Here is a 24,903-nt window from a genome sequence, read left to right as displayed (position 1 = left end):
CGGCCCCCTCTCCGGCCGGATATCCCCCGGTCGCGAGACCCGTGGGGGAGAGACCGGTGGGGTGGCGACCTCAGCGGGCGAGATCCCTGCGGGCGACCCTGGGCGTCCTCGCCGCGCTCACCCTCTCCGCCTGCGCGGTCGGGCCGGAATACGACACGCCGGAGCTGACCCTCCCCGGCCACTGGGGGGCGACGGCGAAGACAGGGGAGCCGGCACCCAACCTGAAGGCCTGGTGGCGGCGCATGGGCGATCCCATGCTCGATGCCCTGATGGCGGAGGCGGTCACCGGCAATCTCGATGTGGCCACCGCCAAGGCCAATGTGCGGGCCGCCCGCGCCTCCTACCACCAGCAGATGGGAACGCTGTTCCCCCAGATCACCGGCAACGCCTCCGGCACGCGGGGCGACAGCGGCGGCGGGGTCAGCCCCAATGGCGACATCACCGTGTCCAACGGCTACGGCCAGTACCAGGCCGGCCTCGATGCCAGCTGGGAGGTCGACCTGTTCGGCGCCAACCGTCGCGGGGTGGAGGCGGCGGCCTACAATGTGGATGCGGTGGTCAACAGCCTCGACGCGGTGCTGCTGACGCTGGTGGGCGATGTCGCCTCCTATTATGCGGACGTGCGCGGCTATCAGGCGCAGATCGCCCTCGCCCGCAGCACCGCCGCCTCCCAGAAGGAGACGGAGGCGCTGACCCGGCGCAAGCTCGATGCCGGCGCCGCCTCGGCCGTGGACCTCGCCAACGCCTCCGGCCTCGTCGCCTCCACCGAGGCCAACATCCCGGAGCTGGAAGCGTCCCTCGCGGCGGCCATCCACCGCATCTCGGTGCTCACCGGCCAGCCGCCGGCGGCGCTCATGCTGCGCCTGTCGCGGGTCAAGCCGGTTCCGACCCCGCGCCTGCCGGTGCCGCGCGGCATTCCCGCCGACGTGCTGACCAACCGGCCGGACGTGCGCGCGGCGGAACGCGCGCTCGGCCAGTCCACCGCCCTCATCGGGCAGGCGGAGGCGAACCGCTATCCCTCCATCAGCATCACCGGCAACATCAACGCCACCGGCTCGCGGCTCGGCGATCTCGGCCGCGCATCGTCCATCAGCTGGGCATTCGGGCCGACGCTCACGGTGCCGATCTTCACCGGCGGGCAATTGAAGGCGCTGGTGGACCTCGCGGAGGCCAATCGCGACGTGTCCTTCATCGCCTACAAGGCGAGCGTGCTGACGGCGCTGGAGGACGTGGAGAACGCCTCCGTCTCGCTCTCCCAGCAGCGCCTCAAGACCGGCAAGCTGACCATCGCCGTCACCTCCTACGGGGAGGCGGCGCGGCTCTCCCGCGCGCTCTACGAGAACGGCTCCACGAGCTTCCTCGACGTGCTCACCGCGGAGCGCTCGCTTTATTCCGCACAGACCCAGCTCATCCAGAGCCGGGTCGCGACCACGAAATACTACATCGCCCTCAACAAGGCGCTCGGCGGCGGCTGGGACGGGGGGATCGACACCTCCAGACCTGAGGTGGTGGACCAGAACACCGGCCCCCACTTCGCCCGCATCGCGCCACTCGCGCGCCCCGACGGGAGCGCCCAGCCATGACGGTGCTGCCGTGAACGCCTTGCCTCCCCTCGACGAAACCCGCGCGGCGCCCGCCGCCACCCGGCCGAAGAAGAAGCCCCGCCGGCTGTGGCGCTGGGGGTTGCTCGCGCTGCTCGTCGCCGCCGGCGCCTATGGGTACAGCCGCTACACGGCCCCGGTGCCCGGCTCCGGGCTGATGACCGCCCCCGTCACCCGCGGGAACGTGGAGGAGACGGTGCTGGCCTCGGGCACGCTTAAGCCCTCCGACCTCGTGGCGGTGGGCTCGCAGGCCTCCGGCCGCATCCTCTCCATCAAGGTGAAGCTGGGGGATGAGGTGAAGAAGGGAGACCTCATCGCCCAGATCGATTCCGTGACCCAGGAGAATGCCCTGCGCACCGCCGAGGCGGCGCTGGCCAACACCCGCGCGCAGAAGGCGGAGAAGGAGGCGACCCTCGTTCTCAACGAGCAGACCCTCGCCCGCCAGAAGACCATGGTGGCGCAGAAAGCGGTCTCGCAGGCGGACTACGAGGCGGCCGATTCCGCGGTGAAGGTGACGCGCGCGCAGCTCGCGGCGCTGGATGCGCAGATCATCTCGGCGCAGGTGGCGGTGGACACCGCCCGCGCCAATCTCGGCTACACGCAGATCACCGCCCCGGTGGACGGCACGGTGCTCGCCCTCGTGGCCCAGCAGGGCCAGACGCTGAACGCGACCCAGACCGCACCCACCGTCGCCATCCTCGGCCAGCTCGACGTGATGACCGTGCGCGCCGAGATTTCCGAGGCCGACATCATCAAGGTCGCGCCCGGAATGCCCCTGTGGTTCACCGTGGTGGGCGCGCCGGACGAGCGGCACAATGCGAAGCTCGGCTTCATCGAGCCGGCGCCGGAGAGCCTGAAGAACGACAGCAGCTTCTCCACCACCAGCAGCTCTTCGTCCTCCTCCTCGTCCGCCACCACCTCCGTGGCCATCTACTATATCGGCGTGTTCGACGTGCCGAACCCCAAGGGCCGCCTGCGCACCTACATGACGCCCGAGGTGCACATCATCCTCGGCCGGGCCGAGAACGTGCTCACCGTGCCCTCCACCGCGCTGGAGCGGGCCGGCAAGGGCTGGCGCGTGCGCGTGCTCCATGGCGACGGCACCGTGGAGCGCCGCCCGGTGGAGGTCGGCCTCAACGACAAGGTGACGGCGGAGATCCGCTCCGGCCTTTCCGAGGGCGAGCGGGTGGTGACGGGCGAGGCCGTGGCCGGCGCACCCGGCGGCGGTGCCGGCGGCCCGCCCCGCCGCCCGCCCATGGGCGGGCTGTGAGGGAGCGGCGGGCATGAACGCGCGAAATATGAACCTATCCCTCGCTCCGCCTCTGGCGGAAACCGGCGAAGCGCCACTGATCCAGCTCAAGGGCGTGTGGCGCGAATATCCCTCCGGCGAGGGCACCATCGCCGCGCTCAAGGGCATCGACCTCGACATCGCCCGCGGCGAGATGGTGGCCATCGTCGGCGCCTCGGGCTCGGGCAAGTCGACCCTCATGAACATCCTCGGCTGCCTCGACCGGCCCACCTCCGGCAGCTACCGGGTGAGCGGCAAGGAGACGGCGGCGCTGGAGCCGGACGAGCTGGCGGCGCTCAGGCGCGAGCATTTCGGCTTCATCTTCCAGCGCTATCACCTGCTCGGCGAGCTTTCGGCGCTGGGCAATGTGGAGATCCCCGCCGTCTATGCCGGCGCCAATGCCGAGGCGCGGCGCGAGCGGGCGGAAGCCATCCTCGCCCGGCTCGGCATGGCGGACCGCACCGGCCACCGGCCGGGCCAGCTCTCCGGCGGCCAGCAGCAGCGCGTCTCCATCGCCCGCGCCCTGATGAACGGCGCCGACGTGATCCTCGCCGACGAGCCCACCGGCGCGCTCGATTCCCGGAGCGGCGCCGAGGTGCTGCGCATTCTCGACGAGCTGAACGCGGAAGGCCGCACCATCATCATCGTCACCCACGACATGAAGGTGGCCGAGCGGGCCCAGCGGGTGATCGAGATCCGCGACGGCGAGATCGTCGCCGACCGTCCCTCCGCCGCCGCCCGCACCCGCATGGTGAGCGTGCCCAGGGCCGCCGCCGCGCCGCCCTCGCGCATCGCCCGCTGGCGCGCCTTCGGCGACCGGCTCTACGAGGCCTTCATCATGGCGCTGCTGGCCATGAACGCGCACCGGCTGCGCACCTTCCTCACCATGCTCGGCATCATCATCGGCATCGCCTCGGTGGTGTGCGTGGTGGCGCTGGGCGAGGGCTCGCGGCAGAAGGTGCTCGCCAACATCTCCAGCCTCGGCACCAACACGCTGGAGATCTTCGCCGGCCGCACCTTCGGCGACACACGATCGGGCAAGATCACCACCCTCGTGGTGGCGGATGCCGATGCCCTCGCCCGCCAGCATTATGTGGCGGCGGTGACGCCCACCGTCTCCAAATCCACCACAGTGCGCTTCGGCGGCACCGAGGCCAGCGCCCTCATCAACGGCGTCGGCGAGGGATACTTCGCCGCCAAGGGCGTGCGGCTGACGCAGGGCCGGCTGTTCGACGCCGACAGCGTGCGCGCCCGCACCCTCGAGGCGGTGATCGACGAGAACACCCGCAAGACCCTGTTCGCGGACGTGCCCGGCGGGCCGCTCGGCAAGGTGATCCTCATCGGCGACGTGTTCGCCCGCGTGGTGGGGGTGGCGGCGCCGCAGCAGGGCGGGTTCGGCTCCAGCCAGAACCTCTCCGTCTACCTGCCCTACACCTCGGTGCAGTCCCGCTTCGTGGGCTCCACCTCGCTGCGCTCGATCACCGTGAAGGTGGCCGACGACGCGCCCATGGATGTCGCCGAGCAGCAGGTGACACGCTTCCTCCTGCAGCGCCACGGCACCAAGGACTTCTTCATCATCAACACCGACGACATCCGCAACACCATCACCGCCACCACCGAGACCATGACGGTGCTGATCGCCGCCATCGCGGTCATCTCCCTCATCGTCGGCGGCATCGGGGTGATGAACATCATGCTGGTGTCGGTGTCGGAGCGGGTGGGCGAGATCGGCGTGCGCATGGCGGTGGGAGCGCGGCAGAGCGACATCCTCAACCAGTTCCTCATCGAGGCGGTGCTGGTGTGCCTCGTGGGCGGCGTCACCGGCATCGCGCTGGCGCTGGGGTTCGGCGTGCTGTTCGCCTATTCGGGCTCGAACTTCACGCTGATCTATTCGGCCAGCTCCATCATCGCCGCCGTGGTGTGCTCCAGCCTCATCGGGGTGGGCTTCGGCTATCTGCCGGCGCGCAACGCCTCCCGCCTCGACCCGGTGACGGCGCTGGCGCGGGACTGATCAGCGCCTGCGCAGCCAGCGCCCGAAGCCGCGACGCGGGCGGGCGGCGCGGGCGGCGGCGCGGGCCTGCGCCTCGTCTCTCTCGGCCGCGGCCTGCGCCTCCTCGGCGGCGCGCACCCGCTCCAGCGCCCGCGTGGCGATGGCTTCGAGCGCAGGATCGCCGGACGCGCGCAGGCCCTCGGCCGCCAGCCGGCAGAAGTCCGGGACGGCCGTCTCGACGGAGCGCGCGAACCAGGCGCACGCCTCCTCCGCCGCGCCGTCCGCATAGCGCGTGCGGGCATAGTCGAACTGGCCGCGATAATCCCCGCCGAGCGCCGCGCGGCGATACCAGCGGCGCGCCGCCACGGGATCGGCCGGCCGGCCCCAGCCCTGCTCCAGAAACCGGCCGACCATGGCCATGGCCTTGGGATGCCCCCGCCGCGCCGCCCGCACGAACCAGTGGAGCGCAAGGGCCGGATCAGCGGCGAAATCGGCGGCATTCACCAGCAGCGTGCCGAGGTTGAACTGCGCCCACACATGCCCCGCGTCGGCCGCCGCGCGATAGCGGCGCGCCGCCGCGTCGAGGTCGCGCGGCACGCCCCAGCCCTTCTCATGGCAGCGCCCCACCATGTTCACGCCGTCGAGGCTGCCGGCCTCCGCCGCGCTGGTGAACCAGCGGTAGGCGGCTTGCGGATCGCGCGCGACGCCGAGGCCGTCGAGCAGCATCTGGCCGTACACCACCTGCGCGCTCAAGATGCCGTTGTGCGCCGCCGCCCGCACCAGCGCGACGCTCCGCGCCGGCTCCGCCGCCAGCCCCGCGCGCAGCTCATCCGCGCTCATGCCCTTCAGGGCGCTGTAGGAAATCCGCTCGTCGCCCATGCCCGGCCCGCCGCGCCCCGAGGGGCATGCCGGGGCGATAGACCGTTGCGACGCGCCTTCATGTCAAGCCGGGACGCGCAGTTCTTAAATGGAACAGTTCTTGTTTTGAATGATTTCAGGCGGTGTACCGATATGTATCATTGATTATTGCCATATCTCCATCCGCCACTTTTCGACCCACCTTGGACCAGATCAAAAACATAGTTGTTGCGCTGCGGAATGCGCGGCCTCTATACGTCACGTAACAGAATGATGACTTCCATATACGTGCCGCCGCCCGGTTGAGGGGTGGCGCGCCTACAGTCAGGCTTTGCTTCGTCATGGTCCGAGACAGACCTTAACTCCTCATTTCGCGCTCATTATTGCAGATACCGCCCTGACGCCCGTTCCGTCAGCGCTCGACTATTGCCGAAACCAGCCCGCAGCGCGCCGCCGCAAGCATCGCCGGGCATCTCACCTTACGGGGAAAGATCATGGGAGCGTTGAGCACACTTCGGCCCACCATGTCGCGTTCGACGGTGGGCGCCGGCCTGGTGATGGGCCTGTCAGCCGTGCCGTTCATGGAGGCCTTCGCGCAGCAGGCGACCGCGCCGGGCGGCGGCGACACCGACCTGCCGACCATCGTGGTCGATGCCGATGGCGAGCCGGTCAATTCGCTGGAGGCGACCACCGGCCTCTCCCGCCTGCCCGGCACCATTCAGGACACGCCGCAGACCGTCACCGTCATCTCCCAGCAGACCATGCAGCAGCAGGGCGTGACGACGCTGGAGCAGGCGCTGCGCAATGTTCCGGGCGTCACTGTCGGCATCGGCGAGGGCGGCGGTGGCATGAACGGCGACCAGTTCCGCATCCGCGGCTTCCAGGCCAAGGGCGACGTCTTCATCAACGGCCTGCGCGACTTCGGCGTCTATGTGCGCGACAACTTCGCCTACGAGAACGTGGAAGTGTTCAAGGGGCCGAGTTCCGAGAGCTTCGGTTCCGGCACCACGGGCGGCGCCATCAACATGCAGCTGAAGCAGGCGCACCGCGGCGACAAGTATGACGTGGACGGCCAGTTCGGCTCCGGCCCGCTCTATCGCGGCGTGTTCGACTTCAACAAGCAGATCGACGACACCACGGCCGCCCGCATCGTCGGCATGTTCAACGCCCAGGACATCGTGGACCGCGACCATGTGGAGGCCAACCGCTGGGGCCTCATGGGCTCGCTGGGCTTCGGCCTCGGTACCAGCCAGACGCTCTACCTCAACTATCTCTACCAGCACGGCGACCGCACGCCGGACTATGGCGTGCCCATCGTGACGCCGCTGTTCAACGATGCGAAGAAGTTCGGCGCCATCGGCGTGCCGGTGACGGAATGGGGCGTTCCGCGCTCCAATTTCTACGGCAAGGTGACGGACCGCGACATCACCGACACCAACATGTTCACGGCGAACTACAAGAACGAGATCAACGACTGGCTGACCTTCACCAACGACAGCCGCGTCGGATACTACACGCGCGATTTCGCCGCCTCGGTGCCGGGTTGCAGCAACGGCTCGACCAATACGGTACCAGCCACGCCGAAGACCTATGCCGCGAGCTGCACGGGGCAGTTCTTCGCCGGCAACAACCCGGCCATCACCTTCGGCGGCGGCAATCCGGGCTATCTGCAGGAAAGTCTCGCGGCCGAGAATGTCGCGACCATGACCGCCAAGTTCAACACCGGCTTCCTCAGGCATGAGCTGGTGACGGGCATCGACTATTACTTCGTCAACGACAGCCGCAACCTGCTTTCCCTCAACGGCTCCAAGGGCCTCTCGACCATCTGGCTCCCGGTCTACGAGAACACGACCGGCTATTATCTCTACGAGAATCCGTTCGGCAACAACGGCCAGAAGATCAGCAACAGCTATGATTTCGGCGCCTTCGCCAGCGACCGCATCTGGTTCACGGACCAGCTCTCCATCCTCGGCGGCATCCGCTGGGACAATTATTCGGCCGATTACAAATACTGGTGCGTGGACGCGCAGGGCACCTCCACCGTGCCGGGCTGCAAGAACAGCAACGGCACCTGGATCAACGCCGATTCCAACACCCGCTTCTTCAGCCCCAAGGCCTCGCTGATCTGGGAGCCGACCAAGACCCAGACCTATTATGTCTCATACGCCAAGTCCTTCAGCCCGCAGGGCGGCTTTCCCACCAACGACGTAACCGTGGTCAACCCGGTGCAGAACAATCTCGAGCCGGAAGACAACGAGACGTGGGAGGCCGGCGCCAAGGTCTCGGTGCTGGACGGCAGGCTCGGGCTCACCGGCGCGGTCTTCCGCATCAACAAGAGCAATGTCTTCTACACCGATCCCGTGACCGGAAATTCGGTGGAGAGCGGTGAAAACCAGCGGGTGCAGGGCATCGAGCTGGGCGTGACGGGCACCATCACCGACGCCTGGACCATCCAGGCCGGCTACGCCTATTATTCCAGCGAAATCCTCACCTCGACCACGCTGAGCTACATCGGCAACGAGGTGCCCTTCGTCTCGCCCAACAACTTCACGCTCTGGACCACCTACGACCTCATCAAGGGCGGCGTGGTGCGGGCCATTCCCGGCCAGCTTCTGGTGGGCGGCGGCATCACCTATGCCGATGGCTATTTCACCAACAGCGCCAACACGGCCATCATTCCCGAGACCTTCTCGCTCGACGCGCTGATCTCGTACAAGCACGACAAGTATCGCGTGGCGCTCAACGGCTACAACCTCACCAACGCGCTGAACTATTCGGCCGGCTGGGGCAACCGCGCCGTTCCCGCGCCGGGCCGCTCGTTCACGCTGAGCGTGGGCTACACCTTCTGATCGTCACGAAAACGGCGTCGGCGCGGTCGACACGGCCGGGCCGACGCTCCCCGTTTCTGGATGCGCGATGCTCGTTGAAATCCCCGATCTCCTCACCGCGGCCGAGGTCGCCCACTGCCGCCGCGTGCTGGAAGGCTCGCCCTGGGTGGACGGCCGCGTGACGGCCGGCGTGCAGGCGGCGAAATCCAAGCAGAATTTGCAGATTCCGGTGGAGTCGGCCGAGGCGCAGGAGCTGGGTGATCTCATCCTGCGGGCGCTGGGCCGCAACGGGATTTTCAACTCGGCGGCCATGCCGCTCCATGTGCTGCCGCCCATGTTCAACCGCTACGACGTGGGCATGAAGTTCGGCGCCCATGTGGATGGCGCCATCCGGGCCATCCCCGGCGCGGGGCGGCGGATGCGGGCGGATGTCTCCACCACCGTCTTCCTCACCGATCCCGCCGATTATGACGGCGGCGAACTGCTCATCGAGGACAGTTACGGCGTCCACGAGGTGAAGCTGCCGGCGGGCCATGCGGTGGTCTATCCCGCCAGCAGCCTGCACAGCGTCAACGAGATCACCCGCGGCAGCCGCTGGGGCTCCTTCTTCTGGACCCAGTCCATGATCCCGGACGATGGCCGCCGCGCCCTGCTCTACGATCTCGACCTCGCCATCATGGCCGTGCGCAGCCGCCTGCCGGACCACGAGCCGGCGGTGCTCCAGCTCACCAACGTCTATCACAACCTGCTCCGGAGCTGGGCGCAGATGTAAAGCCCGCGCGGCGTTTGAGCGAAGGCAACGGAGAAGCCCGCGCGGTGTTTGAGCGAGGGCAACACAGAAAGCCCGCGCGGCGCCTGAGCGAAGGCAACGCGAAAGCCCGGGCTACTGGTTGATCTCCGGCTCCACCAGCCGCGCCAGATTGCGCAGGGAGTCCTGCCAGCCGAGATAGCAGGCCTCGACGGGAATGACGTCCGGGATGCCGGTCTGGGTGATCTCCACCTCGGTACCCATGGAGACCTTCTTCAGCACGATGGTCACGTCGATATCGCCGGGCAGGGCGGGCGTGTCGAAGCGGTCGGTGTAGCGCACGCGTTCGCCGGGGACTAACTCGTGGAACTCCCCGCCGAAGGCATCGCTGTGGCCGGTGGTGAAGTTGCGGAACGACATGCGGAAGGTGCCGCCCACCACGGCGTCGAGATGATGCACCGTGCAGGTATAGCCGTTGGGCGGCAGCCACTTGGCGAGGGCATCGGCCTCGATGAAGGCGCGATAGACCTTCTCCGGGCTGGTGGTGAGGATGCGATGCAGGCGAACGGTGCCGGGCATGTCTCTTCTCCCTGTCAGAGCACGCGCCGATCTGATCGCATCGCGATCAGATCGGATCACGCGTTCTCTTGCTTAAAGTGAGAGGGCGATTCACCGATCAAATTGATTCAATTTGATCGGATCGCGCTCTAGAGGCGGCGGCGCCGCCCGTCACCCCTAAAGGACGAACGGCGCGCGGCACTCCCGACAGTCGCGCACGCGTTTTCCGCTCACCCCACCTCGGGCAGGCGGTGGATGTATTTGTCGAGGGTGATGGGATAGTCCCGCACCCGCACCCCGGTGGCGTTGTAGAGCGCGTTGGCCACCGCCGCGCCCACCCCGCACAGGCCCAGCTCGCCCACGCCCTTCGCCTTCATGGGCGAGGATGTGGGATCGGTCTCGTCGAGGAAGATCACCTCCTGGTGCGGGATGTCGGCGTGCACCGGCACCTCATAGCCGGCGAGGTCGTGGTTGACGAAGAAGCCGTGGCGCGTGTCCACCGCCAGCTCCTCGAACAGCGCGGCGCCCACCCCCATGGTCATGGCGCCGATCACCTGGCTGCGGGCGGTCTTGGGGTTGAGGATGCGACCCGCCGCGCACACCGCCAGCATGCGCCGCACCCGCGCCTCGCCGGTGGCGGCATCCACCGCCATTTCCACGAAATGGCCGGCGAAGGTGGATTGCTGGTAGCGCTTGGCGAGGTCGCCATATTCGATGGTGTCCTCCGCCGTCAGCCCCTCCGCGCCCGCCGCCTGCGCCAACGGCACGGCGCGGTTGCCGGCGCGCACCTCGCCATCGGCGAACACCGCTTCCTTGGAATTGAAGCCGAGGGTGCGGGCCACCTCCTCGCGCAGCTTCATGCAGGCGGCATAGACGCCGGAGGTGGCGTTGTTGGCGCCCCATTGCCCGCCCGAGCCGCAGGAGGCGGGCAGCGATGAATCGCCCAGCACCACGCGCACCTTGTCGAGCCCCACGCCCATCATCTCCGCCGCCGTCTGGGCGAGGATGGTGTAGCTGCCGGTGCCGATGTCGGTCATGGCGGTTTCCACCGTCACCCGGCCCTCGGCATCGAGCCGCACCCGCGCGCCCGACTTCATGAGGAGGTTGTTGCGGAAGCCCACCGCCATGCCCATGCCGATCAGTTGGTCGCCCTCGCGCACCTGTCCGGGCTTGGGATTGTGCCGGCTCCAGCCGAACCGTTCCGCACCGAGGCGCAGGCAGGCGACCAGCTGGCGCTGGGAGAAGGGGCGGTCGGGGTTTTCGGGGTCGCGCTCGGTGTCGTTGAGGACGCGGAATTCCACCGGGTCGATGCCGAGCTTCTCCGCCATCTCGTCCATGGCGATTTCCAGCGCCATCAGACCGGGCGCCTCGCCGGGGGCGCGCATGGCGTTGCCCTCGGGCAGATGGAGGGTGGCGAGCCGCATGGCGGTGAGGCGATGGGCGCCGGCATAGAGCAGGCGCGTCTGGTTCACCGCCGTCTCCAAGCCGCCGCCGGGCAGGTCGCCGGACCAGCTCTTGTGGCCGATGGCGGTGATGCGCCCGTCCCGCCCGGCGCCGATGCGGATGCGCTGGATGGTGGCCGGACGGTGGGTGGTATTGTTGACGATCAGCGGACGATGCAGCGCCACCTTCACCGGCCGCCCCGCCGCCCGCGCGCCCAGCGCGGCGAGCAGCGCATCGGCCCGGATGAACAGTTTGCCGCCGAAGCCGCCGCCGATGTAGGGGGAGATCAGGCGCACCCTGTCCTTGGGCAGGCCGAGCATGCGCGCGAGGTCGCTGCGGCCCCACTCGATCATCTGGTTGGAGGTCCACACCGTCAGCCGGTCGCCGTCCCAGGCGGCGGTGGAGGCGTATGGCTCCATCATGGCGTGGGTCTGGTCGGGGGTGGAATAGGTGGCGTCGAGGCGCACCGGGGCGGCGGCGAAGGCGCCGTGGAAATCGCCCACGGCCGTGTCGGCCGCCCCGCCCATGCCGTCGCCCTTCTCAGGTCTAACGGCGCCGTCCATGGCCTTGGCGAGGTCGAAGGCGCCCTCGGCGGGGGCATAGTCCACCTTCACCAGCGCGGCGGCCGCGCGGGCCTGCTCGAACGTGTCGGCCACCACCAGCGCCACTGCCTGGTGATAGTGCTCCACCTCCGGGCCGGCGAGGAGCAGCGCCGTATTGTTGTTGCCCTTCTTCAGCGGCCCCGCGTTGGCGGCCGTGACCACGGCGACGACGCCCGGCGCCGCCTCCGCGGCCGACGTGTCGAGCGCGGTGATGCGGCCCCTGGCGATGGTCGCGCCGACAACGAAGCCGTGGGCGGCATTGGGCGCCACGTCGTGGCGCTCATAGGCATAGGGCGCTGTGCCTGTGGTCTTCAGCGGCCCGTCGATGCGGGAGACGGGCTGGCCGATGATCTTCAGCTGGTCGATGGGATTGTCGGCGGCAGGGGTGTCGAACTTCATGGCTCAATTCCTCCCGTCCGCCAGCACGGCACCGAGGGTGCGCTCCACGAGCGTCACCTTGAACGCATTGTCGGGGGTGGGCTTGGCGCCGGCGAGCAGGCGCTCGGTCACGGCCTTGGCGCCCCGCGGCAGTTCGGCTTCCGCCGCCTCCACCCGCCACGGCTTGTGGGCCACGCCGCCGAGCGCGATGCGCCCGGTGCCGTCCTCCTGAACCAACGCCGCCACCGAGACGAGGGCAAAGGCGTAGGAGGCGCGGTCGCGCACCTTGCGATAGACCTGCCGCCCGCCCACGGGCTTCGGCAAGGTCACGGCGGAGATGAGCTCGCCGGGCTCCAGCGCGGTCTCGATGTGCGGCGTGTCGCCGGGCAGGCGATGGAAGTCGGCAATGGCGATCTTCCGCGTGGTGCCCGTGGGCTGCACCGTCTCCACCACCGCATCGAGGGCGCGCATGGCCACGGCCATGTCGCTGGGATGGGTGGCGATGCAGGCCTCGCTTACGCCGATCACCGCCAGCTGGCGTGAATAGCCGCCGAGCGCGGCGCAGCCGCTGCCGGGCGCGCGCTTGTTGCAGGCCTGCGCGGGGTCGTAGAAATAGGGGCAGCGCGTGCGCTGGAGCAGGTTTCCGGCGGTAGTCGCCTTGTTGCGCAATTGCGCGGAGGCGCCCGCCAGCAGGGCGCGGGAGAGCACCGGATAATCCCGCCGCACCCGCGCGTCGGCGGCAAGATCGGTGTTGCGCACCAGCGCGCCGATGCGCAGGCCGCCGTCGTCCGTCGCCTCGATGCGGTCGAGGCCGAGGCCGTTCACGTCGATGAGGTGGGCCGGCGTCTCGATCTGGAGCTTCATGAGATCGAGCAGATTGGTGCCGCCGGCGATGAAGCGGGCGCCGGGGGTCGCCGCCGCCGCGCCCGCCGCAGCGGCCGGCGTCAGGGCGCGCTCATAGGTGAAGGGCTTCATGCGCGCCTCCCCGCCACCTCGACGATGGCCTCCACGATGTTGGAATAGGCGCCGCAGCGGCAGATGTTGCCGCTCATGCGCTCGCGGATTTCCGCCTCGGTGAGGGCGATGGGCGCGGTGAGGTCATCGGTGACGTGGCTCGGAATGTCGGCCTTCACCTCGGCGAGCACCGCCACCGCCGAGCAGATCTGCCCCGGGGTGCAATAGCCGCACTGGTAGCCGTCATGCGTCACGAAGGCCGCCTGCATGGGGTGGAGCTGGTCGGGCGTGCCCAGCCCCTCGATGGTGGTGATGCTCTGGCCCTCGTGCATGAGCGCGAGCGACAGGCAGGAATTGATCCGCCGGCCGTCCACGATGACCGTGCAGGCGCCGCACTGGCCGTGGTCGCAGCCCTTCTTGGTGCCGGTGAGTTGGAGGTTTTCGCGCAGCAGGTCGAGGAGCGTGGTGCGGGTGTCCACCTCGATTTCGCGGATGACGCCGTTGACGGTGAGGGAGACCGTCGCGTGGCTGGGGCCGGATGCCCCCGGCAGGGCAGCGGGCTGGGCCTCGGCGCCGCCGGGAAGGGAGGAGGCGACCGCGGTGGCGGCCCCGGCGAGGATCACCTCACGCCGGTTGATATCGAGATCATGGGAGCGCGCCATGGGTGCCTGATCCTCCTTCGGACGGGTGCCTGTGGCTGATGGAATCGGATGCGGAGCGGCGCGAGCGCGGCCGTTGCCGTCAGGATGCGCATGGATCGGGCCGGCCGGCCAGACGACGCCTGCCGAACCGGCGTCCAACGCCGGCGCGGACGCGCGGTTCCGCACTGCGGGATCACGGAACCGTCAGGCCGTCGCGCGCGCGGGCCGGGCCTCGTCCGGGCATGAAGGTAGTGACTCCCGCCGCCTCCGGCGCCGGAACCTTCTCAGTGGCCCCCGCCGCCTCCTGCGCCGGGTTTGGGCCGCTTCATCAGAGGCGCGGCGATCACCAGCGCGACGAACAGGAAGGTGAGCAGGTAGAAGACGTCCGAGAAGGCCATCACCAGGGCCTGCTGGCGCACCATGGCCGCCATCTGCTTCAGCGCCGCCGCGGAGGCATCCGAGCCGAGCCGGGCGAGGCCGGCGGTGATGGTGTCCAGCCGCTCCACGGCCGTGGAGCTTGCCCAGTCCACATGCTCGTGGAGGCGGGCGAGGTGGAGATCCCAGCGGTTGTTCAACACCGTGTTGATGAGCGCGAGCCCCACCGCGCCGCCCAGATTGCGCATGAGGTTGAACAGGCCGGACGCGTTCTTCATCTGCGCCGGCGGCATGGTGCCGAGCGAGATGTTGTTGATGGGGATCATCGCGATCATCAGCCCGACGCCGCGCAGGATCTGCGGGATGAGCAGCTCCCAGAAGTCCCAGTCCTTGGTGATGTACGTCACCCACCACGTGCCCACCCCGAAGGCGGCGAAACCGGCGCCCATCATGAGGCGCGGGTCGATCTTGGTCATCAGCCGTCCGGCGATGGGCGCGGTGAGGAACATGGCGATGCCGGTGACGAACATGGTCTCGCCGATCATGAGCGCCGAGTAGCCGCGCACCCGGCCGAGGAAGACGGGATAGAGATAGGTGAGCCCGTAGAGCCCGATGCCCATGATGAAGCTGAAGGCCGAGCCGATGGTGAAATTGCGGTTCTCGAACGCGCGCAGGTCCACCACCGGATGATCGGTGGAGAAGACGCGGGCGAAGAAGGCGAGGGATGACACGGCGCACACGATGGCGAAGGCGACGATGGTCTGGTCCTCGAACCAGTCGTTGGTCGGCCCCTCCTCCAGCACGAATTCAAGGCTGCCGAGGAAGCCGGCCATGAACAGCAGGCCCCACCAGTCGAACTTGTCGAGCAGCGCGAAATCCGGTTCGTCGAAGTCGATCAGCGTCACCGCCGCCAGCACCACGAACATGCCGGGGATGACGTTGATGAGGAACAGCCAGTGCCAGGAGAACAGGTCCGTGAGATAGCCGCCCACCGTCGGGCCGATGGTGGGCGCCAGCGTCGCCACGAGGCCGATCATAGGCGCCACGATGGGCTGCTTCTCGCGCGGGAACACCGTGTAGGCGGCGGCGAAGACGGTGGGGATCATGCCGCCGCCGAGGAAGCCCTGCAGCGCGCGGTAGACGATCATCTCGTTGATGGAGGAGGCGGTCGCGCACATGAAGCTCATGAGCGTGAAGCCCGCCGCCGAGGCCGCGAACAGCCAGCGCGTGGACAGCGCCCGCGACAGGAATCCCGAGAGCGGGATCATCACCACCTCGGCGATGAGGTAGCTGGTCTGCACCCAGGAGATTTCGTCCGACGACGCGGCAAGGCCCGCCTGGATCTCGGCCAGCGAGGCGGAGACGATCTGGATGTCCAGGATCGCCATGAACATGCCGAACACCATGCACAGGAAGGCGAACATGCGCCGCCCGTCCACATGCGCGGCGGGGGCCGCAGGAGGCGCGGCAGGAGGGGCGCCGGCCGCGGATGGCTTCAGTGTCAGGGTGTCGGCCATGGCCGCGCCTCCGGTCCGGGCTCAGGACGCGGGCGAAGGGGCGGGCGCGGCGGCCGTGGAGGTGGCGGGGGTGGACTTGGTGTCCACCGTCGCCGTCACCGACATGCCGGGGCGCAGCTCGCGCTTGGCGAGCACCCTGGGATCGATGGCGATGCGCACGGGAATGCGCTGCACGATCTTGGTGAAGTTGCCGGTGGCGTTCTCCGGCGGCAGCAGGCTGAATACCGAGCCCGAGGCCGGCGACACGCTCACCACCTTGCCGGCGAACTCATGGTCCGGATAGGCATCCACATAGACATCCACGCTCTGGCCGGGCTTCAGGCGACCGAGCTGGGTCTCCTTGAAGTTGGCGTCCACATAAACGCCCTCCAGCGGCACCACGGCCACGAGGCGCGTGCCGGTCTGCACCAGCTGGCCCACCTGCGCCGCCCGGTTGCCCACCACGCCATCGATGGGCGCGCGCACCACGGTGAAGTCGAGGTCGCGCTGCGCCTGATCGCGGGCGGTCTTCAGCTCGTCGAGCACATGGGACGCCTCGGTGCGCTGGGCGGCGAGCACCACCACCTGCGCCTCGGCGGAGGCGATGGCGGCCTTGGCGGCCTCCACGCTGGCGGCGGTCTTGTCCTTGTCGGCGCGGGCATTGTCGACGGTGGAACGGCTGGCGAAGTCGGAGCGGGCGAGCTTGTCCTGCCGGTCGAATTCCGCCTGCGCGCGCTTCTGGTCGGCCTCGGCCGAGGCCAGCTGCGCCTTCATCTGGTCGACGGTGGCGCGGGCCGCCGTCTCCTGCTGGTCGAACCGCAGGAGGGTCGCTTGCTGGGTGGCGATCTTGTTCTCCGCCGCCTGGAGGGCGAGGCGATAGTCGCCGTCATCGATGCGGGCGATCACGTCGCCGGCCTTGACCCACTGGTTGGCCTCCACGTCCACGCTCTTCACGTAGCCGCCGACCTTGGCCGCGATCACCGAGGTGTCGGCCGCCACATAGGCGTCGTCCGTCGACACGTGGAAGCGGCCCACCTGCCACCAGTGCATCCCATACCAGCCGCCGGCCGCGACCAGCACCGCCAGCACCGAACCGAAGATGAGCGGCTTGCGCGAGCGCGGCTTCGAGGGGTCCTTGGCGTCGGCCGGAGCCTCCACTTCGACCGCAGGCGCGGCGGGATGGGTCTCCTCCCGCCGCGCCTTGAGCACGGTCACGCCGGCCGAGGGGGGTTCGGCCTGCGCGTCCGGCTGCGGTTCGGGTGCAAAAGCGGGCGCCGCCGCTTCATTCCTGATGATCTGAGCCACCTTGATCTCTCCCGGCCAGCTGGGGCCTGACTGAACGGTTTAGTCAAAACCTGGAGCCATCATATTGAACTGAACGGTTTAGTCAATTACTTTGACAAAATGTTGGAACGGTCCCATGCAGGAACCCGCCGAAGGAGGGCGGACATGAACGAGGCACTCGAACACGCCAAGGCGCGCGCCACGGACGGGAACGCCCCCTCTCCCGCCGAGCAGGACATGGAGGCGAAGAAGCGCCTCGACATCATCGACGGTGCCCGACGCGTCTTCTTCCACAAGGGCTTTGATGGCGCGAGCATGGACGAGATCGCCCGCGCGGCCTCGGTCTCCAAGGCCACCATCTACGTCTATTTCCAGAGCAAGGCGGACCTGTTCCGCGCGCTGGTGGAGGCGGACCGCCGCCAGTCCGCCGAACGGCTCTTCGAGTTCGACGAGGCGGACGCGGACGTGGAGAGCCTGCTGAAGCGCATCGGCGTGTCCTTCATGAGCATGATGATCCGGCCGAACCACATCCGCCTCGTGCGCATGGTGTTCGGCGTGGCGGAGAAGTTTCCGGCCATCGGCCAGACCTTCTTCGAGACCGGCCCCTGCTATGGCGGGCGGCGTCTCGGGGAACTGCTCCAGCGGCAGGTGGAACTGGGCCGGCTCGACGTGGACGACTGCCAGGCCGCCGCCTTCGAGTTCTTCAACCTGTGCCAGGGCAATCAGGTGAAGGCGCTCATGTTCGGCCTGTCTGAGGGACCGACGCCGACGGACATCGAGCGCACCGTCGGCCGCGCCGTCCGGGTGTTCCTCGCCGCCTACGGGCCGAAGGACAAGCCCGCCGGCTGACGCCCGCGCATTCGCGGGCGTTTCGGGTGGGCCTGACCGGCTTCCGGCCGTATCCTTGGACCATCGCATTCCCTGCGCGGGAGAACCGATTGTCCGCGACGCACCGCCAGAACCGGGTGACGCCCTTCGGCCTGTTCGAGGCGGTGCCCGCGCGCGGCCTGTTCATGGGCAACCGGGGCAATCTGCGCCGGCGGGACGGCACGCAGAAGATCTGGCACGCACGCGGCTGGGTGTGCTGCGTTACATCCTTCCGGGGCCGGCGGATCGATCTTGATGATCCGCGCCGCTACACGCCGCTCTTCTTCATGGACGAGGCGGTGGCGCTGGCCGCCGGTCATCGACCCTGCGGCGAATGCCGGCACGCGGATTATCAGGCGTTCAAGCAGGCGTGGCGCCGGGCCTTCGCCATTCCCGATGATGCGGCCCTGCGTGCTGGCGACATGGACAAGGCGCTGCATAAGGCCCGCATCGCGCGCGGCCATCAGGTGACACACGTCGCCGCCCTACGCGATCTGCCCGCCGGCACCTTCGTGGCGCTGGACGAGCGGCCGGGCGAGGCCTTCCTCGTGGAGGCCGGCGCGCTCCACCGCTGGAGCCACGCCGGCTACGGCGCGCCTGTCCCGATCCCGGATACAGACGCCACCGTGCTCACGCCCCGGCCCACGGTGGCGGTGCTGCGGGCTGGCTATGCGCCGCGGATGGCGGCGCGGGAATGAGCGGCACCGCGGTCATGAAGGTGCGAAACCGCCCTCCCCCGCTCACTCCGCCGCGGCGGAGATGGCCTTCAGCGGCCGTTCCACCTCGCGCACGAGGCTCTCGCTGGAGATTTCCGAGAGGTTGCGCGCGCCGGTGAGGGTCATGGCGACCCGCATCTCCTTGGCGAAGAGATCGAGCAGATTCTCCACGCCCTTCTGTCCGTCGGTCGCCAGCGCATAGACGAAGGCGCGGCCCAGCAGCACGCCGTCGGCGCCCTGCGCCACCATGCGCACCACGTCGAGGCCGGAGCGGATGCCGGAATCGGCGAGGATGGCGAGGCTGCCCTTCACCTTGTCGGCGATGGGCGGCAGCGCGCGGGCCGAGGAGAGCACCCCGTCGAGCTGCCGGCCGCCATGGTTCGACACCACGATGCCGTCGGCGCCGAAGCGCACCGCGTCCTCGGCGTCCTCGGGATCGAGGATGCCCTTGATGACCATCGGCCCCTTCCAGAACTCGCGGATCCATTCGAGATCGCGCCAGCCGATGGAGGGGTCGAAATTGGCGCCGAGCCAGCCGACGTAATCCTCCAGCGTGGTCTTGTTGCCGCGGTAGGCGGAGACGTTGCCGAGATCGTGCGGCGTGCCCATCAGGCCCACGTCATAGGCCCAGAAGGGATGCAGCGCCGCCTGCACCATGCGGCGCACGGCGGCGTTGGGGCCGGACATGCCGGAATGGGCGTCGCGATAGCGCGCGCCGGGCACCGGCATGTCCACGGTGAAGACCAGCGTGCGGATGCCCGCCGCCCAGGCCCGCTCCAGCGCGTTCTTCATGAAGCCCCGATCCTTCAGCACATAGAGCTGGAACCAGAAGGGCTTCTCCACCTTGGCGCGCACTTCCTCGATGGGGCACACCGAGACGGTGGAGAGGGTGAACTGGATGCCCTTGTCGAGCGCCGCCTTCGCCGCCTGCACCTCGCCACGGCGGGCGAACATCCCGCACAGGCCGACCGGGGCCAGCGCCATGGGCATGGCAAGCTTTTCGCCGAGCAGTGTCGTGGACAGGTCCACCTCGCCCACGCTCTTCAGCACCCGCTGGCGCAGGGCGAGCTGGGTGAGGTCGGAGACGTTGCGGCCCAGCGTCACTTCCGCATAGGCGCCGCCGTCGATGTAGTGGAACAGGAAGGGCGGCAGGCGCCGGCGGGCGGCTTCGCGATAGTCCGAGGCGGAGGAGATGATCACGGCGTCAGTTCTTTCTCTTGCTGGTTCTGGCGTTGGGCGACGCGGGAGGAGCGACGGCGGCGCGCCGCGTCGTCCTCGATCTCCCGCAGGGTTTCCTCGACGAATTCGAGATGCAGCAGCGCGGCCGTGCGCGCCTCTTCGGGCCGCCCCGCGATGATGGCGGCGGCGATGGCGCGGTGCTGGTCGTCCAACGCCTGCGCGGTGCTCGGAATGAGGTAGAGCTTTTCGAGGCTGCGGGAGATGGAGTGGCGCAGGAGGTCGAAGAGGCCCGCCATCACCTGCCGCATCACCGCATTGTGGGAGGCTTCCGCCACCGCCATGTGGAAGGCGGAATCGGCCTTGGCCTGCGTCTGCGCATCGGTGGCGGCGGCGGAGAGGACATTTTCCAGCGCCGCCTGGAGGTTCGCCTTGTCCTGCGGGCCGGCGCGCAGCGCGGCGTGAAAGGCCATGTCCGCGTCCAGCGACTTGCGGATCTCCATCACGTCATGCCAGTAGCCCGGCTCCCCCGCCGCCTCGGCCGCCAGCGGGCCAAGAGCGTCGGAAAGCGCCGCGTCGGAAAGCGCCGCCTCGGAGAACCGTGCCTCTGCCGGCGCGGCCACATAGGTGCCCCCGCCCCTGCGGCTCACCAGCCGGCCCCGGCTCGACAGATGCCGGATGGCCTCGCGCAGCTTCGGCCGCGACACGTTCAGCTCCGCCGCCAGCGCCCGCTCGGCCGGCAGGCGCTCGCCGGGCTCGAGGCCGCGTTCGGCGATGAGGGCTTCGATGGTGTCGGTCAGGTCGGCCAAAGGGCGGCTCCCGCGCAGCATCGGGATATTGGTCAGTCCAATATCGTCGTGTGGCGCGGGAAAACTCTATGACTTGAGATTGGTCAGGCCGCAAGCGGAAAATTGGCCTGACCAATTTACGCGCTGCGGCAGGCTCAGTCCGCCCATTCCGGGTCCGTGGTGAAGGCGATGGTCAGCCAGCGGTCGGGCGTGTCGCTGCCGATGGCGACGCCGATCTCGTCGCGGATCACGTCCCAGTCCTCCAGCCGCATGGCCGGCCAGCCGTGGGGCACGATGAAATAAAGCTCGATCTGCCGCCCCCGCCCCACCCGCGCGACATAGGAGCGGAAGGACAGGAAGCCGTAGCGCGCCACGACGGCGGCGGCCACCTGATCCACATGCTCCTTCAGCGCCGGCGGGGTCACGAGCAGGATGTCCGCCAGCGCCTGCTTCACCGTGGCGAACGGCAGGGGGATGATGACGAGGCACACCACCGCCAGCGCCACCGGATCGATATAAGGCGAGATCCACGCGCGCGGCGTGCCCTCCACCGCGAGGCCGATGAGGAAGGCCACCAGCAGCGCGAAGGTGAGCCCGGCCGACATCATCCACGCCTTGGCGTCGAGGGCGAGGAAATCGGATTTGATGGTCCTGTTCGCCCGCCGCACGAACAGGGCCATCGAGAGCGCCACGCAGACCGTGATGACCGCGTAGAGGATGGCCTGGTCGAAATCGAGCGCCCGCCCGCCGGACATGAGGCTGCCCACGGCATTGATGAGCGCATAGACCGACGCGCTCATGAGCAGGATGCCGTTGAGCCCCAGCACCATGGGCTCCAGATGCCAGAAGCCCATTGTGAAATGGGCGATGAACCCCTTGGCCGGCGCTCCCGGCGCGGTGGAGGTCGCGATCAGCCGCGCCACCACGAGGGCGAGCACCGTCATGCTGGCATCGGTGAGCGCGTAGACGCCGTCGAACACGATGGCATAGGAGCCCGACATCAGGCCGAACACGATGCCCAGCAGCGCCAGCAGCAGGGTGACGCCGATGGATATGCGCAGCACCCCCTGCTCGGTCATCCCCGCCCCTCCCCGCGCCCCGGTTCGAGACACAGACTATCCCGCGCCGGCCCCGGCTTGAAACCGCCGCGTTGAGGCGGGAAGCCCCGTGCGGGACGGGCCTCGGCAACGACAGCGGCGGGTCAGGACGGCCCACCACCCGCGTCTCCCTCATCCTGCGCAGGGCGCGCCAGCAGGGCATCGCTTTTCGTTATATGCGGATTGGAAAACGGTATTATTCCTCCATATCCGGCCTTCCTAGAGTGACCATCGACTTTGCGCCAACCCAGCCTCGGGGCGGCTCGCCAAACATGCAAAAGCGATGCTCACATTCCCGAACGATGCCAAGCTTCTGATCTGCGGACAGCTGACCGACGGGGCGGACCATGTTCCGATCCTCGACAAGTTCAGCACCAAGCCCTGCGGCGTGGTCCACATCCCTTCGCGGGCACAGGTGCGCGAGACGGTGGTGCGCATGCACCGCGCCCATCTTGCCGACAGGCTCTCCCCCTATGAGCGCGGCCAGATTCTGGAGCGGGCGGCCGGCGAGGTCGCGGCGCGCGCGGAGCACCTCGTCGACATGCTCCAGCGGGAGGCGGGGTTTACCCGCTCCGACGCTCTCGGAGAAATCAACCGCACCGTCGACACGCTGAAGCTCTCCGCCATCGAGGCGCGCCTTCTCACCGGGGATGTGGTGCCTTTTGGCGGCGCGCCCGGCCAGAAGAACCGCTTCGGTCTCACCATCCGCGTGCCGGTGGGCATCGCCTGCGCCATCACGCCGTTCAATGCGCCGCTGAACACGGTGGCGCACAAGGTGGGCCCGGCGCTCGCAGGCGGCAACGCCATCATCATCAAGCCGTCGCTGCACACCCCCTCGCCCTCCAATTTCCTGGCGGAAGCGCTGATCGCCGCGGGCCTGCCCCCGGACCTGATCGCGGTGCTGCACGGCGGGGGCGAAGTCGTGCGCTGGATCGCCGAAGAGCCGCTGGTCAATTTCTTCGCCTTCACCGGCAGCACCGAGGTCGGCGGCATCATTCAGGGCTATGCCGGCCTGCGGCGGACGCAGATGGAGCTAGGCTCCATCGCCTGCACCTATATCGGCGATGACGCGGATCTCGATGCCGCATTGCCGAAGGTCGCCGCCGCCGCCTATCGCAAGGCCGGACAGGTGTGCACCTCCATCCAGCTCCTCATGGTGCATCAGACGCGCCTTGCCGAGGTGGGAGAACGCCTGCGGCCGCTCGTCGAGGCCATCGCCTATGGCGATCCGCGCGATCCGAAGACCGGCATGGGTCCCGTCATCAGCCTCGAGTCCGCCGAGCGCATCGAACGCTGGATTGCCGAGGCGGAAGCCGCGGGCGCGCGCCGGCTCGTGGGCGGCCCCCGCCGAGGCGCGGTGGTGCCCCCCACCCTGCTCGAAGGGGTTTCCGCGTCCACGCCCCTCGGGTGCCGGGAGGTGTTTGGCCCGGTGATGTCGCTGGTGCCGGTGAGATCCCTGGACGACGCCATCGCCCGCATCAATTCCACCCCCTACGGGCTCGCCGCGGGCCTGTTCACCAACCGCATCGACGACGCGGTGAAGGCGGCCTTCGCACTCAGGGTGGGCAACGTCTTCATCAACGAGACATCCAGCTCGCGGGTGGACCTCATGCCCTATGGCGGCTCGAAGGACAGCGGCTTCGGTCGGGAGGGACCGCGCCATGCGGTGCGCGAGATGACCGAGGAGCGCCTCGTCAGCTGGACCGTGTGAGCCCGCAGAAGCAACTCAGGGCCGGGAACAGAAAACAAAGAAAAATGAACACCGTTATGCGGTGAAGGGAGGACGACATGAAGAAGACGCCTTTGAACGGTTGGAAATCGTCTCTTGCGGTGACGCGCCGTCGTGCGCTCGCGGTCGGCGGAGGGCTGCTCATGCTGGCCGCCGCCGGCAGTGCACGCGCGGATGACGGACCGGTGAAGATCGGCATCATCACGCCCAAGCAGGGGCCGAGCGCGGCCATCGGCCTGCACATGGCCCGGGGCGCGGAGCTCGCCGTGGCGCTGGAGGGGGGCAAGGTCCTCGGCCGGCCGGTGGAGACCGTCTGGCTCGACGAGGCGAGCCCGCAGATTTCCCAGCAGAACATGCCGCGCATGGCCGACGAATATAAGGTCGCCGGTGTCGTCGGCGGCAATTCCAGCGCCGCGGTTCTGGCCATGATGAGCGTCGCCCAGCGCGAGAAGGTGCCGCTCATCGCCGCGGGCGCCGCCGCGCGCGAGATCACCGGTGCCAACTGCAACCGCTATACGTTCCGCACCCAGGCGCCGGCGCTGGTGCAGCTGAAAAGCGTGTTCGGCGACCTGAAGGGCAAGAAGATCTACTTCATGACGCCGTCCTACGCCTTCGGCCAGGACGTGCTGCGCTCGGCCCGCTCCCTGCTCCAGGAAGCCGGCGCCACCGAGGTCGGCAACGACGAGGTGCCGGTCAATACCGCGGACTACAGCTCCTACATCCTGAAGATCCGGCAGGCGAAGCCGGACGTGGTGGTGGGTGCGCTGGTCGGTCTCGACCTGTCCAACTTCATGAAGCAGTGGAACGAGCTGGGCATGAAGGGGCGCATCCCGATCTACGAGGTCGCGGTCAGCGACACCGACTTCTGGGATATCGGCGCCACCGCCGCCACCGGCACCCATGTGAAGCCCTGGTATTACAACGACCCCAAGAACAGCGAGCGCGAGAAGGCCTTCACCAAGGCGTATATCGAGAAGTACGGCCAGCCGCCCTCCGACAAGGCGTGGTCGGGCTGGGTCGCCATGCGCGCCCTGCTGGAATCCATCGACAAGGCGAAGTCCACCAGCCCGCAGGCGGTCGTGGCGGCGCTCGAGACCTGGCAGGCGAAGGACGGCGTCGTCCCCTACGGCTTCCGGGCCTTCGACCACCAGCTGGTGCGCCCCGCCGTGGTGGTGCGGCTGAAGGACAAGATCACCGACAAGTGGGACTACATGGACGTGGTGCGCTGGACCTCCGACACCGCGGACACGACCGAGAAGGCCTTCGGCACGAAGGCCGAGATCGGCTGCACCATGGACCCGTCCTAGGGTCCAGACTCATAACCAGTAGCTGACGGTTGCCGCGATGCTGACTGCTGCGAGGAAGTTGATGGCGAGGCGGTCATATCGTGTGGCGATGCGCCGGAAGTCTTTCAGGCGGCAGAACATGCGCTCGATGGCGTTTCGGTCGCGGTAGAGCACGGGAGAGAAGCAGTTCTTCCAGAGCC

At 68.5% G+C, this 24,903-nt stretch carries 19 protein-coding genes and 1 pseudogene; 9 read left to right on the top strand and 11 right to left on the bottom strand.

All coding sequences use genetic code 11. The annotated features are described in order from the left end of the window. Positions 1-56: 56 nt before the first annotated feature. The 3 genes from EJ105_RS00100 to EJ105_RS00090 are packed head-to-tail and all read left to right on the top strand — an operon-like array spanning position 57 to position 4,900. Complete coding sequence (locus tag EJ105_RS00100) at positions 57-1,583, top strand: efflux transporter outer membrane subunit (RefSeq protein WP_250164845.1); 1,527 nt, start codon at positions 57-59, stop codon at positions 1,581-1,583. Between the two features lie 10 nt (positions 1,584-1,593). Continuing rightward, on the top strand, positions 1,594-2,871 hold the full coding sequence (locus tag EJ105_RS00095; protein ID WP_394042190.1) for an efflux RND transporter periplasmic adaptor subunit: 1,278 nt from the start codon (positions 1,594-1,596) through the stop codon (positions 2,869-2,871). A gap of 13 nt (positions 2,872-2,884) precedes the next feature. Further along, complete coding sequence (locus tag EJ105_RS00090; RefSeq protein ID WP_250164844.1) at positions 2,885-4,900, top strand: MacB family efflux pump subunit; 2,016 nt, start codon at positions 2,885-2,887, stop codon at positions 4,898-4,900. On the opposite strand, the gene EJ105_RS00085 is transcribed toward EJ105_RS00090, so the two are convergent. Further along, on the bottom strand, positions 4,901-5,758 hold the full coding sequence (locus tag EJ105_RS00085) for a tetratricopeptide repeat protein (RefSeq protein WP_250164843.1): 858 nt from the start codon (positions 5,756-5,758) through the stop codon (positions 4,901-4,903). Between the two features lie 473 nt (positions 5,759-6,231). Between EJ105_RS00085 and EJ105_RS00080 the strand changes: the two genes are divergently transcribed. Then, the gene (locus EJ105_RS00080) at positions 6,232-8,586 is read left to right on the top strand and encodes a TonB-dependent receptor (RefSeq protein ID WP_250164842.1); all 2,355 of its coding nucleotides are present in this window, start codon (positions 6,232-6,234) and stop codon (positions 8,584-8,586) included. Positions 8,587-8,653: 67 nt separating this feature from the next. Continuing rightward, complete coding sequence (locus tag EJ105_RS00075; protein WP_250164841.1) at positions 8,654-9,337, top strand: Fe2+-dependent dioxygenase; 684 nt, start codon at positions 8,654-8,656, stop codon at positions 9,335-9,337. Between the two features lie 111 nt (positions 9,338-9,448). Here the strand turns inward: EJ105_RS00075 and EJ105_RS00070 are convergent, their stop codons facing one another. From EJ105_RS00070 to EJ105_RS00045, 6 genes are all read right to left on the bottom strand, one after another. Continuing rightward, the gene (locus EJ105_RS00070) at positions 9,449-9,892 is read right to left on the bottom strand and encodes an SRPBCC family protein (protein WP_250164840.1); all 444 of its coding nucleotides are present in this window, start codon (positions 9,890-9,892) and stop codon (positions 9,449-9,451) included. Positions 9,893-10,101: 209 nt separating this feature from the next. Further along, a complete protein-coding gene (gene paoC, locus EJ105_RS00065) occupies positions 10,102-12,315 on the bottom strand; it encodes an aldehyde oxidoreductase molybdenum-binding subunit PaoC (protein WP_250164839.1) in 2,214 nt (737 codons plus the stop codon). A gap of 3 nt (positions 12,316-12,318) precedes the next feature. Then, positions 12,319-13,269 (bottom strand): FAD binding domain-containing protein, encoded by a 951-nt coding sequence (locus tag EJ105_RS00060; RefSeq protein WP_250164838.1) that lies wholly within the window; start codon positions 13,267-13,269, stop codon positions 12,319-12,321. Beyond that, positions 13,266-13,910 (bottom strand): aldehyde dehydrogenase iron-sulfur subunit PaoA, encoded by a 645-nt coding sequence (gene paoA, locus EJ105_RS00055; RefSeq protein ID WP_250164837.1) that lies wholly within the window; start codon positions 13,908-13,910, stop codon positions 13,266-13,268. Before paoA ends, EJ105_RS00060 begins: the two co-directional genes overlap by 4 nt. Before the next feature lie 263 nt (positions 13,911-14,173). Next, positions 14,174-15,781: a DHA2 family efflux MFS transporter permease subunit gene (locus tag EJ105_RS00050; RefSeq protein WP_374252186.1), complete on the bottom strand. Its 1,608-nt coding sequence runs from the start codon at positions 15,779-15,781 to the stop codon at positions 14,174-14,176. Between the two features lie 21 nt (positions 15,782-15,802). Then, the gene (locus EJ105_RS00045) at positions 15,803-17,056 is read right to left on the bottom strand and encodes an HlyD family secretion protein (protein ID WP_394042239.1); all 1,254 of its coding nucleotides are present in this window, start codon (positions 17,054-17,056) and stop codon (positions 15,803-15,805) included. A gap of 153 nt (positions 17,057-17,209) precedes the next feature. Here EJ105_RS00045 and EJ105_RS00040 point away from each other — a divergent pair, with 153 nt between their 5' ends. Both EJ105_RS00040 and EJ105_RS00035 read left to right on the top strand, forming a co-directional pair. Continuing rightward, positions 17,210-17,893: a TetR/AcrR family transcriptional regulator gene (locus tag EJ105_RS00040; protein ID WP_250164835.1), complete on the top strand. Its 684-nt coding sequence runs from the start codon at positions 17,210-17,212 to the stop codon at positions 17,891-17,893. Positions 17,894-17,982: 89 nt separating this feature from the next. Then, positions 17,983-18,609, top strand: a complete 627-nt coding sequence (locus tag EJ105_RS00035) for a hypothetical protein (protein WP_250164834.1) — start codon at positions 17,983-17,985, stop codon at positions 18,607-18,609. Between the two features lie 42 nt (positions 18,610-18,651). On the opposite strand, the gene lldD is transcribed toward EJ105_RS00035, so the two are convergent. The 3 genes from lldD to EJ105_RS00020 all read right to left on the bottom strand — a co-directional run bounded on the left by lldD (position 18,652) and on the right by EJ105_RS00020 (position 21,670). Next, positions 18,652-19,827, bottom strand: a complete 1,176-nt coding sequence (gene lldD, locus EJ105_RS00030) for an FMN-dependent L-lactate dehydrogenase LldD (RefSeq protein WP_029556515.1) — start codon at positions 19,825-19,827, stop codon at positions 18,652-18,654. Next, complete coding sequence (locus EJ105_RS00025; protein WP_250164833.1) at positions 19,824-20,612, bottom strand: FCD domain-containing protein; 789 nt, start codon at positions 20,610-20,612, stop codon at positions 19,824-19,826. Before EJ105_RS00025 ends, lldD begins: the two co-directional genes overlap by 4 nt. A gap of 134 nt (positions 20,613-20,746) precedes the next feature. Then, complete coding sequence (locus EJ105_RS00020; RefSeq protein WP_250164832.1) at positions 20,747-21,670, bottom strand: cation diffusion facilitator family transporter; 924 nt, start codon at positions 21,668-21,670, stop codon at positions 20,747-20,749. 301 nt (positions 21,671-21,971) lie between these two features. Between EJ105_RS00020 and EJ105_RS00015 the strand changes: the two genes are divergently transcribed. Further along, positions 21,972-23,399: an aldehyde dehydrogenase family protein gene (locus EJ105_RS00015; protein WP_250164831.1), complete on the top strand. Its 1,428-nt coding sequence runs from the start codon at positions 21,972-21,974 to the stop codon at positions 23,397-23,399. A 77-nt stretch (positions 23,400-23,476) separates the two neighbouring features. Beyond that, positions 23,477-24,724, top strand: a complete 1,248-nt coding sequence (locus EJ105_RS00010) for an ABC transporter substrate-binding protein (protein WP_250164830.1) — start codon at positions 23,477-23,479, stop codon at positions 24,722-24,724. A 9-nt stretch (positions 24,725-24,733) separates the two neighbouring features. On the opposite strand, the pseudogene EJ105_RS00005 reads toward EJ105_RS00010, so the two are convergent. Further along, positions 24,734-24,903, bottom strand: a pseudogene (locus tag EJ105_RS00005) (IS5/IS1182 family transposase); the annotation flags it as partial.

Source organism: Xanthobacter aminoxidans (genome assembly GCF_023571765.1).
Classification (GTDB): Bacteria; Pseudomonadota; Alphaproteobacteria; order Rhizobiales; family Xanthobacteraceae; genus Xanthobacter; species Xanthobacter aminoxidans.
The sequence above is the reverse complement of the archived record's forward strand: the minus strand, read 5'-3'. Positions and strand labels throughout refer to the sequence as shown.

Coding starts and splice junctions, on each gene's coding strand:
- EJ105_RS00050 (WP_374252186.1), bottom strand. CDS start 15,781: ATGGCCGACACCCTGACACTGAAGCCATCCGCGGCCGGCGCCCCTCCT.
- EJ105_RS00060 (WP_250164838.1), bottom strand. CDS start 13,269: ATGAAGCCCTTCACCTATGAGCGCGCCCTGACGCCGGCCGCTGCGGCG.
- EJ105_RS00075 (WP_250164841.1), top strand. CDS start 8,654: ATGCTCGTTGAAATCCCCGATCTCCTCACCGCGGCCGAGGTCGCCCAC.
- EJ105_RS00085 (WP_250164843.1), bottom strand. CDS start 5,758: ATGGGCGACGAGCGGATTTCCTACAGCGCCCTGAAGGGCATGAGCGCG.
- EJ105_RS00090 (WP_250164844.1), top strand. CDS start 2,885: ATGAACGCGCGAAATATGAACCTATCCCTCGCTCCGCCTCTGGCGGAA.
- EJ105_RS00015 (WP_250164831.1), top strand. CDS start 21,972: ATGCTCACATTCCCGAACGATGCCAAGCTTCTGATCTGCGGACAGCTG.
- EJ105_RS00070 (WP_250164840.1), bottom strand. CDS start 9,892: ATGCCCGGCACCGTTCGCCTGCATCGCATCCTCACCACCAGCCCGGAG.
- EJ105_RS00080 (WP_250164842.1), top strand. CDS start 6,232: ATGGGAGCGTTGAGCACACTTCGGCCCACCATGTCGCGTTCGACGGTG.
- paoA (WP_250164837.1), bottom strand. CDS start 13,910: ATGGCGCGCTCCCATGATCTCGATATCAACCGGCGTGAGGTGATCCTC.
- EJ105_RS00010 (WP_250164830.1), top strand. CDS start 23,477: ATGAAGAAGACGCCTTTGAACGGTTGGAAATCGTCTCTTGCGGTGACG.
- EJ105_RS00020 (WP_250164832.1), bottom strand. CDS start 21,670: ATGACCGAGCAGGGGGTGCTGCGCATATCCATCGGCGTCACCCTGCTG.
- EJ105_RS00040 (WP_250164835.1), top strand. CDS start 17,210: ATGAACGAGGCACTCGAACACGCCAAGGCGCGCGCCACGGACGGGAAC.
- paoC (WP_250164839.1), bottom strand. CDS start 12,315: ATGAAGTTCGACACCCCTGCCGCCGACAATCCCATCGACCAGCTGAAG.